This window comes from Mycolicibacterium vaccae NBRC 14118 = CIP 105934, assembly GCF_001552715.1.
In the GTDB taxonomy this organism is placed as follows: Bacteria; Actinomycetota; Actinomycetes; order Mycobacteriales; family Mycobacteriaceae; genus Mycobacterium; species Mycobacterium vaccae.
On sequence record NZ_BCRS01000210.1, the window covers coordinates 1 to 9228 of the forward strand.

Genomic DNA, 9228 nt, shown 5'->3' on the forward strand with positions numbered 1-9228 from the left:
CGGAGGCGGCGGCGCAGCCGCGAGCGTCTCACGCTGCTGCGGCGTCAGCGCCTCGTACTGGGCCTTGACGATCGCGATCTGGGTCTGCAACTGGCTCTGCTTGGACTGCAGTTCGGCACGCACGGCGGCGGCCTGTTCGGCGGCGGTCTTCGCCTCGGCGGCGGAGGCGGCCGAAGCCTGTTCGGCGATCTCGGCCCGACGGCCTGCCTCGCGGAAACTGGTCATCTGCGACTGCATCTCGCCGGCCACCACGCGCTGCACGGACAGTTGGTCGATCAGCCCCTGCGGCGAGGCGGCGGTCAGCATCGCCTCGAAGCCCGACGGGCGGCCACCCATGTACTGGGCGGCGGCCAATGTGTCGACGTTGCCCTGGTATTCGGACAGCTGGGCCGTGGCCGCGTCCTTGGCCGCGAGATCGTCGATGTGCTTGGCGTCGGCCGCCTGCTGGATCGCCAGCTTGTTGTCCAGGTCGAGCTGGGCCGAGTGCATGGCCTCGGTGGTCTGCTCGGACTGGCGGGAAAGCTGGTTCAACTTTGCCAGCGCATCGTCAGCTGGATCGGCGGAAGCGCTTCCGGTGAGCACTGCGCCGACCACGGCCATGCCGGCCATCGCACTGATGAAGGTTTGCCGAGTACGGCGGGTCTTACTGTGTGCGCGGGCGAACCTCAAGATTTATGCGTCCTTCAACTGCCGAAACGAGCCGCATCGAACTGCTCTTAGGTCTCAGATAGGTTACGAAACGGCATCGGCCTTGTCCAACAGAAGACGCAAATTTAACAGTCTTCGCCGTGACACGCCCGGCCCGTCACGGGCCGCGTGTCCTCACGCGACGCCGGCGCTGCCCTCCCGGTGGATCGGAACGAGCCGCAACCGCGGCGCCAAACCGACCTCGGCGAGCACTTCGAGCGCGCGCCGTTCGTCGACCCGCAACGTCTCGGGGACCCCCAGCAGGACGCTGACCACGCAGTCCTGGCACCCCGGGCCACGGACAGCGCAATCGTCGCAGTCGATCTTCAACGTTCCGGCGTCGGCGCGCTCGCCCGCCGCCCAATGATGCTGTGCCATCGCACATGTCCTTCCGATCGCAGTTGAGCGCACGGTATCGACGGCCACCGACAAGTCCTGACAAGTCCGCCGCACCCGGCGCCGCCTCACCGCGGTTGTCACACCGGGGACCTACGTTTCTCGCATGGGTCAGCTCAGCTTCGCCGACGTCGATCCGTCGGCTGACCCGATGCTGCGGGAGACCACGTTCGTCGTCGTCGACCTGGAAACCACCGGTGGGCGCGCCTCGGGTGAACGGCACGACGAGATCACCGAGATCGGTGCCGTGAAGGTGCGCGGCGGCGAGGTACTCGGCGAGTTCGCCACATTGGTCGACCCGGGGCGGGCGATCCCGCCGCAGATCGTCGCGCTGACCGGCATCACGACCGCCATGGTCTACGACGCGCCGCGGATCGAGGCGGTGCTCCCGGCGTTTCTGGAGTTCTGCCGCGGCGCGGTTCTGGTGGCGCACAACGCTGGGTTCGACATCGGGTTCCTGCGGGCGGCCGCCGAGCGCCACCACCTGCCCTGGCCCAAGCCCCCGGTGCTGTGCACCGTGACTCTGGCCCGCCGGGTGCTCACCCGCGACGAGGCGCCCAGCGTGCGACTGTCCGCGCTGGCCCAACTGTTCCGGGCGGGCACCACGCCGACCCACCGCGCGCTCGACGACGCCCGCGCCACCGTCGACGTGCTGCACGGACTGATCGAGCGCGTCGGCAACCAGGGGGTGCACACCTACGCCGAGCTACGTTCCTATCTTCCCGACGTCACCCCGGCGCAGCGCAGCAAACGTCACCTCGCGCGGGCGATGCCGCGCAGCCCCGGGGTGTACCTGTTCCGCGGCCCGTCCGACGAGGTCCTCTACGTCGGGACCGCGGTGGACCTGCGCCGCCGGGTGTCGCAGTACTTCAACGGCGCCGATCCGCGCACCCGGATCAAGGAGATGGTCTCGCTGGCCACCCGGGTCGATCACGTCGAGTGCGCCCACGACCTGGAGGCCGGGGTCCGCGAGTTGCGTCTTCTCGCCGCACACGCGCCGCCCTACAACCGGCGGTCGAAGTTCCCGCACCGGTGGTGGTGGGTGACGCTGACCGACGAACCCTTCCCCCGGTTCTCCACCGTCCGCACGCCGCGCACCGACAGCGCGGTGGGCCCGTTCCGGTCCCGCAGCGACGCGACCGAGGCGGCGGCGCTGATGGCCCGGTTCAGCGGGGTGCGCACCTGTACCAAACGACTCGGCCGTGCTGCGGTCCACGGACCCGCCTGCCCGGAGCGGGAGGTGGCCCCGTGCCCGGCCGTGCGCGGCGCCGACGCCGACGCGTACGCCGCCGCGGTTCGGGATGCGCTGGCACTGATCGACGGTCGCTGCAGCCGCCCGCTGGAGGCGGCGCTGGCGGTGATCGCCGATCTCTCCTGTCGGCACCGGTACGAGACGGCCGCACGCCTGCGCGACCACACCGCCGCGGCCGTCGACGTGCTGTGGCGAGGTCAGCGCCTGCGGGCGCTCTCGGCGATCGCCGAACTGGTGGCCGCCAGGCCCGACGGCAGCGGCGGCTGGCATCTGGCGGTGATCCGGCACGGCCGGCTGGCCGCGGCCGGGGTCGCGCCCCGCGGGGTGCCGCCCATGCCCGTGGTGGACGCGCTGACCGCCGCCGCGCAGGCGGTGATGGTCGAGACGGGTCCGCTCGGCGGCGCGCTCGTCGAGGAGACGGGCCTGATCGCCCGCTGGCTCACCCACCCCGGCGTGCGGATCGTGCGCGCCGACAGCGGGTACTGCACCCCGGCGGCTGCGGCAGGGCGGTTCGCGAGCTGGGCCGCGACCGCGCATTCGGCGCGGGTGGCCGCCGAACAACTCGCGGAACAGTTCGTGGCGTCAGAGAGCCTGGGTGAACCGCACCCAACGCGCGAGCAGCTGCTCGGCCGCCCCGGAGTCGATCGCCTCGGTGGCCCGGGCGAGCCCGGATTCCCACGCCGGCACCCACTTGGCGTCGCTGGATAGCCCGGCGTGCGCGACCATCGCGCCCGCGGCGTTGAGCAGTACGGCGTCACGCACCGGCCCCTTCGCCCCGCCGAGGACCGCGCGGGCCTCCGCAGCGTTGGACTCGGCGTCGCCGCCGACCAGCTCGGAGATCTGCGCGCGCGCGAACCCGAACGCGGCCGGGTCGAACGTCAGCCGTTCGACGGTGCCGGCCTGCACGCGCCAGATCGTGCTCGTCGTAGTGGTGGTCAGCTCGTCGAGGCCGTCGTCGCCGTGCACCACCAGCACGCTGGCGCCGCGGGTCGCGAACACCCCGGCCATCACCTCGGCGAGATCGCCCCAGGCACAGCCGATCAGGCCCGCGCGCGGGGCGGCCGGGTTGGTCAACGGTCCGAGCAGGTTGAACACGGTCGGGACCCCGATCTCCCGGCGCACCAACCCGGCATGCCGGTAGGACGGATGAAACTGCGGGGCGAACGCGAAACCGATGCCGACCTCCGCCACGCTGCGCGCGACCTCGTCGGGGCCCAGGTCGATGCGCAACCCGAGCGCTTCGAGCGTGTCGGCACCACCTGACAACGACGACGCGGCCCGGTTGCCGTGTTTGACCACCGGCACGCCGGCGGCGGCCACCACGATCGAGGCCATCGTCGACAGATTCACCGTGTTGGCGCCATCGCCTCCGGTGCCCACGATGTCGACGGTGGCGTTGCCGATCGTGTCGGTCGGTACCCGGCGCGCGTGCTTGAGCATGATGTCGGCCAGTTCGGTGACCTCACCGGAGGTCGGGCGCTTCATCTTCATCGACACGGCGAACGCTGCGATCTGCGCCGGCGTCGCGGCTCCGGTCATGATCTGGTCCATCGCCCATGCCGCCTGACCAGGCAATAGACTCTGCCCGGTGGTCAACCTACTGAGAATCGCCGGCCAGGTCGGAGTGCTCCCGGAGGCGTCGGCGGCCGATGCGGGACGGGGCGAGGGGCTAGTCACGGAAGTGATTATGACGAATTGCCAGACCCGGGTGGAGTTCAACAACTACAAAGCGTCATACTTGCTCTCGTGACGAGCGCTGTAGGGACCTCGGGAACGGCAATCACGTCGCGCGTTCATTCGCTGAACCGGCCGAATATGGTCAGTGTCGGCACCATCGTGTGGCTTTCCAGTGAGCTGATGTTCTTTGCTGGACTGTTCGCGATGTACTTCACGGCGCGCGCGCAAGCCCATGGTGACTGGCCCCCACCACCCACCGAGCTGAATCTGGCCCTTGCCGTACCGGTGACGCTGGTGCTGATCGCGTCGTCGTTCACCTGCCAGATGGGCGTGTTCGCCGCCGAGCGCGGTGACGTGTTCGGCCTGCGCCGCTGGTACACGATCACCCTCGCCATGGGCACCTTCTTCGTGCTCGGGCAGGGCTACGAGTACCTGCACCTGGTCGATCACGGGACCACCATCTCGGGCAGCGCGTACGGCAGCGTCTTCTATCTGGCGACCGGTTTCCACGGTCTGCACGTGATCGGCGGCCTGATCGCCTTCGTGCTGCTGCTGTTACGGACCCGGATGAGCAAGTTCACGCCGGCGCAGGCCACCGCGGCGATCGTCGTGTCCTACTACTGGCACTTCGTCGACATCGTGTGGATCGCCCTGTTCGCCGTCATCTACTTCGTGCGATGACCCGATCTGTACCACCGGCGCCCGGAGACACGGGAGCCACAGGAACCAAGCGGATGAGAAGGGGTTCGATGACCAGCAAGTCGCGCCGACGGCTGCGCCGACGTGTCACAGCAGCTCTGCTGCTGTTGAGCGGATTGGTGATGGCCGGTGGCCTGGCGGCCACGTTGACTCCGTCCCCGCAGGTCGCGGTCGCCGATGAATCGGCGTCGGCGATGCTGCGCACTGGTCAGCAGCTCTACGACACCTCCTGTGTGTCCTGCCACGGCGTGAACCTGCAGGGTGTCGCCGACCGCGGCCCGAGCCTGATCGGTGTCGGCGAGGCAGCCGTGTACTTCCAGGTCTCGACCGGACGTATGCCCGCCATGCGTGGCGAGGCGCAGGCGCCGGAGAAGCCGCGGCAGTTCGACGAGGAGCAGACCGATGCGCTGGGTGCCTACATCCAGGCCAACGGTGGCGGCCCCGTCGTCCCCCGCGACGAGAACGGCGAGATCGCGTCGCACTCCCTGATCGGCAACGACGTCGCCCGCGGCGGCGACCTGTTCCGGCTGAACTGCGCGTCCTGCCACAACTTCACCGGTAAGGGCGGCGCGCTGTCGTCGGGCAAGTACGCCCCCGACCTCGGCAATGCGAACGAATCGCAGATCTACACCGCGATGCTGACCGGCCCGCAGAACATGCCCAAGTTCTCCGACCGCCAGCTGTCCCCTGAGGAGAAGCGCGACATCGTCGCCTACGTGCGGGAAGCCGCCGAGACCCCCACCCCGGGTGGCCTCGGACTGGGCGGGTTCGGACCGACCTCTGAGGGCATGGTCGCGTGGATCGTCGGAATGGTGGCCATCATCGCCGCCGCTCTCTGGATCGGAGCACGGGCATGAGTGACGCGCACGACGACATCAAGGGCACGGACGTCCCAGGCCACAAAGGCGAGCCGGGACAGCCCACGGACGCCGAACTGGCGAAGATGTCGCAGGACGAGCTTGTCGAGCTGGGCGGCAAGCTCGACGGTGTCGAGACCGTCTACAAGGAGCCGCGCTGGCCGGTTCCCGGCACCAAGGCCGAGAAGCGCGCCGAGCGCACGGTCGCGTACTGGTTCCTGCTGGCCGGTTTCTCCGGTCTGGCGCTGCTGCTGATCTTCCTGTTCTGGCCCTGGGAGTACCAGCCCTACGGCTCCGGCGGCGAGTTCCTGTACTCGCTGACCACCCCGCTCTACGGTCTGACCTTCGGTCTGTCGGTGCTGGCCATCGGCGTCGGCGCGGTGCTGTTCCAGAAGAAGTTCATCCCCGAGGAGATCTCGATCCAGGAGCGCCACGACGGCGCCTCCCCCGAGCTTCACCGGCGGACCATCGCCGCCAACCTCGGCGACGCGCTGGACGGCTCGACGATCAAGCGGCGCAAGATGATCGGACTGTCGCTGGGCATCGGTTTCGGCGCCTTCGGCGTCGGCACGGCCGTCGCATTCATCGGCGGTCTGATCAAGAATCCGTGGAAGCCGGTGGTCCCCACCGCCGAAGGCCCCAAGGCCGTGCTGTGGACCTCGGGTTGGACGCCGCGCTACGAGGGCGAGACGATCTACCTGGCCCGCGCCACCGGCAAGCCCGGTGAGTCGCCGTTCGTCAAGATGCGTCCCGAGGACCTCGACGCGGGCGGCATGGAGACCGTGTACCCGTGGCGTGAATCCGACGGCGACGGAACGACTGTCGAGTCCGAGCACCACCTGTTCGAGATCTCGATGGGCGTGCGCAACCCCGTGATGCTGATCCGCATCAAGCCGATCGACATGGCCCGCGTGGTCAAGCGTCGCGGCCAGGAGAGCTTCAACTTCGGTGAGCTGTTCGCCTACACGAAGGTGTGCTCGCACCTGGGCTGCCCGTCCTCCCTGTACGAGCAGCAGACCTACCGCATTCTGTGCCCGTGCCACCAGTCGCAGTTCGACGCGTTGCACTTCGCCAAGCCGATCTTCGGTCCGGCCGCCCGCGCCCTGGCGCAGCTGCCGATCACCATCGATCAGGACGGCTACCTGGTCGCCAACGGCGACTTCATCGAACCCGTCGGACCGGCATTCTGGGAGCGCAAGTCATGAGCCCACTAGACGCAGCCACGATCGCGGCCAAGCAGGGCAACGCGATCGACTCGCGGTACCACCCGTCGGCCGCGGTGCGCCGACAGCTCAACAAGGTGTTCCCGACGCACTGGTCGTTCCTGCTCGGTGAGATCGCGATGTACAGCTTCATCGTGCTGCTCCTCACCGGCGTCTGGCTGACGCTGTTCTTCGACCCGTCGATGGCGCACGTGACCTACGACGGCGTCTACCAGCCGCTGCGCGGTGTGGCGATGTCCCGTGCCTACGAGACCACGCTGGACATCAGCTTCGAGGTGCGCGGCGGCCTGTTCGTCCGCCAGGTCCATCACTGGGCGGCGCTGCTGTTCGCGGCGTCGATCATGGTCCACCTCGCCCGCATCTTCTTCACCGGCGCGTTCCGGCGCCCGCGTGAGGCCAACTGGGTGATCGGGTCGCTGCTGCTCATCCTGGCCATGTTCGAGGGCTTCTTCGGCTACTCGCTGCCCGACGACCTGCTCTCGGGCACCGGCGTCCGCGCCGCGCTGTCGGGTATCACGATGGGCATCCCGGTCGTCGGCACGTGGATGCACTGGGCTCTGTTCGGCGGCGACTTCCCCGGCGAGATCCTGATTCCCCGCCTGTACGCGCTGCACATTCTGCTGATCCCGGGAATCATCCTGGCGCTCATCGGTGTTCACCTCGCGCTGGTGTGGTTCCAGAAGCACACGCAGTTCCCCGGCCCCGGCCGCACCGAGACGAATGTCGTCGGCGTGCGCGTCATGCCGGTGTTCGCAGTGAAGTCGGGCGCGTTCTTCGCGGTGACGGTCGGCATCCTCGGCCTGATGGGCGGTCTGCTGCAGATCAACCCCGTGTGGACGATCGGTCCGTACAAACCGTCCCAGGTGTCCGCGGGTAGCCAGCCGGACTTCTACATGATGTGGACCGACGGTCTGATCCGGTTGTGGCCGGCGTGGGAGTTCTACCCGTTCGGCAAGACCATCCCGCAGGGCGTGTGGGTGGCCGTGGCGATGGGCCTGATCTTCACACTGCTGGCGGCCTACCCGTTCATCGAGAAGAAGCTCAGTGGCGACGACGCGCACCACAACCTGTTGCAGCGTCCGCGTGACGCACCGACACGCACCGCGGTGGGTGCGGCGGCGATCGCGTTCTACCTGGTGCTGACCTTCGCGTGCATGAACGACATCATCGCGCTGAAGTTCCACATCTCGCTGAACGCGACGACCTGGATCGGCCGCGTCGGTATGGTGCTGCTGCCTGCGATCGTCTACTTCGTGGCCTACCGCTGGGCGGTGGCGTTGCAGCGCAGCGACCGCGAGGTGCTCGAGCACGGCATCGAGACGGGCATCATCAAGCGGCTGCCGCACGGCGCGTACGTCGAGCTGCACCAGCCGCTGGGGCCTGTCGACGACCACGGTCACCCGATTCCGCTGGAATACCAGGGTGCGGCTCTGCCCAAGCGGATGAACAAGCTGGGCTCTGCCGGCGCCCCCGGCACCGGCAGCTTCCTCAAGGGTGATCCGCTGTCCGAGCACGAGGCGATCACCGCTGCGGAGCACGCAGCCGAGCGTCGCGCGCTGACGGCCCTGCGCGAGCACCAGGAGCGCAGCTCCGGCAACGGCTCCTCCAATGGTTCGTCCAACGGCAAGTCCAACGGGCACCACTGACGAGCAGTTTCTGCATCAAAAGATCCGCCCCAGCCGCTACGGCTGGGGCGGATCTTTTTGTGCGCGTCGGTGCCCTACGACGGCACCGACGCGCGAGAAGACCCCGGCACAAAGCAGATACCTGGGACACCTGCGACTGACCCGGCACCCGACGGCACCAACGCCCCAACCGTCACACACCACCACGCATTGCAGACAAAACCCGAGAAGACCCCTGCAGAAAGCAGATTCGCGTGACGCCTGCGACTGACCCGGCACCCGACGGCACCGACGCCCCAACCGTCACACACCACCACGCTTTACAGACAAAACCCGAGAAGACCCCTGCAGAAAGCAGATTCGCGTGACGCCTGCGACTGACCTGGAGCCCGACGGTCTCCACTCCCCCAGCCGCGATCGCGACGGCGACCGCGACGGGGTCAGCTGTCGGTGTCGGTGTCGGTGTCGGTGTGGAGTTCGCGCAGGAAATACCAAGGGATGGCGCACATGCCGACGGTGACGACGCCTGCCACGCCGTAGAGCACCCAGGCCGCGGTGTCGCTGTCGACAGCCATCAGGTAGGTCGCCACCGAGATCAGCAGGGTCGCGGCGCCCATCGCCGATGCAATCGAGGAGGTACAGCGCAGGTACATCCGGTCGCTGACCGGGGAGGCCACCGTCGGGGCCTGCGTCGCCCTCGGCAGTGGGCCGCTGGCCTCGGCGGGGCGCTGGATGCGCAGCTTCTCGGTCGGCGCTTCGACACCGCGCACCGGCGGCGCGGACGTGGGCGTGGGCACCGGCGGCGGCACGGG

Annotated in this window: 7 protein-coding genes and 2 pseudogenes; 5 read left to right on the plus strand and 4 right to left on the minus strand. The window is 68.6% G+C overall.

Going from position 1 to position 9228, the window contains the following annotated elements; all coding sequences use genetic code 11:
- Together MVA01S_RS26910 and MVA01S_RS26915 are read right to left on the minus strand one after the other, a co-directional pair.
- A pseudogene (locus MVA01S_RS26910) lies at window positions 1–669 on the minus strand (peptidoglycan hydrolase RipC); the annotation flags it as partial.
- Window positions 670–822: 153 nt separating this feature from the next.
- Window positions 823–1065 (minus strand): hypothetical protein, encoded by a 243-nt coding sequence (locus tag MVA01S_RS26915; RefSeq protein WP_060941765.1) that lies wholly within the window; start codon window positions 1063–1065, stop codon window positions 823–825.
- 124 nt (window positions 1066–1189) lie between these two features.
- Between MVA01S_RS26915 and MVA01S_RS26920 the strand changes: the two are divergent.
- Window positions 1190–2980: pseudogene (locus MVA01S_RS26920) on the plus strand (DEDD exonuclease domain-containing protein); the annotation flags it as partial.
- Here MVA01S_RS26920 and trpD read toward each other — a convergent pair.
- Window positions 2918–4012, minus strand: a complete 1095-nt coding sequence (gene trpD, locus MVA01S_RS30625; protein WP_237024184.1) for an anthranilate phosphoribosyltransferase — start codon at window positions 4010–4012, stop codon at window positions 2918–2920. The pseudogene MVA01S_RS26920 and the gene trpD sit on opposite strands and share 63 nt — an antisense overlap.
- A gap of 69 nt (window positions 4013–4081) precedes the next feature.
- On the opposite strand from trpD, the gene ctaE reads away from it, so the two are divergent.
- The 4 genes from ctaE to qcrB are packed head-to-tail and all read left to right on the plus strand — an operon-like array spanning window position 4082 to window position 8437.
- Window positions 4082–4693, plus strand: coding sequence for an aa3-type cytochrome oxidase subunit III (gene ctaE, locus MVA01S_RS26930; protein ID WP_003933075.1), 612 nt, complete (start codon window positions 4082–4084; stop codon window positions 4691–4693).
- A 53-nt stretch (window positions 4694–4746) separates the two neighbouring features.
- Window positions 4747–5568: a cytochrome bc1 complex diheme cytochrome c subunit gene (gene qcrC, locus MVA01S_RS26935; protein WP_040542921.1), complete on the plus strand. Its 822-nt coding sequence runs from the start codon at window positions 4747–4749 to the stop codon at window positions 5566–5568.
- Complete coding sequence (gene qcrA / locus MVA01S_RS26940) at window positions 5565–6773, plus strand: cytochrome bc1 complex Rieske iron-sulfur subunit (RefSeq protein ID WP_003933077.1); 1209 nt, start codon at window positions 5565–5567, stop codon at window positions 6771–6773. Before qcrC ends, qcrA begins: the two co-directional genes overlap by 4 nt.
- Window positions 6770–8437: a cytochrome bc1 complex cytochrome b subunit gene (gene qcrB / locus MVA01S_RS26945; protein ID WP_003933078.1), complete on the plus strand. Its 1668-nt coding sequence runs from the start codon at window positions 6770–6772 to the stop codon at window positions 8435–8437. The genes qcrA and qcrB overlap by 4 nt, the downstream gene beginning before the upstream one ends.
- 419 nt (window positions 8438–8856) lie before the next feature.
- Here the strand turns inward: qcrB and MVA01S_RS26950 are convergent.
- Window positions 8857–9228, minus strand: a 372-nt coding sequence (locus tag MVA01S_RS26950) for a DUF2561 family protein (protein WP_159426354.1), incomplete at its 5' end; no start/stop codon positions are given.

Excerpts from the sequence above, each read along its gene's own strand:
- qcrC (WP_040542921.1), top strand. The coding sequence starts at position 4,747 with ATGAGAAGGGGTTCGATGACCAGCAAGTCGCGCCGACGGCTGCGCCGA.
- qcrA (WP_003933077.1), top strand. The coding sequence starts at position 5,565 with ATGAGTGACGCGCACGACGACATCAAGGGCACGGACGTCCCAGGCCAC.
- MVA01S_RS26915 (WP_060941765.1), bottom strand. The coding sequence starts at position 1,065 with ATGGCACAGCATCATTGGGCGGCGGGCGAGCGCGCCGACGCCGGAACG.
- qcrB (WP_003933078.1), top strand. The coding sequence starts at position 6,770 with ATGAGCCCACTAGACGCAGCCACGATCGCGGCCAAGCAGGGCAACGCG.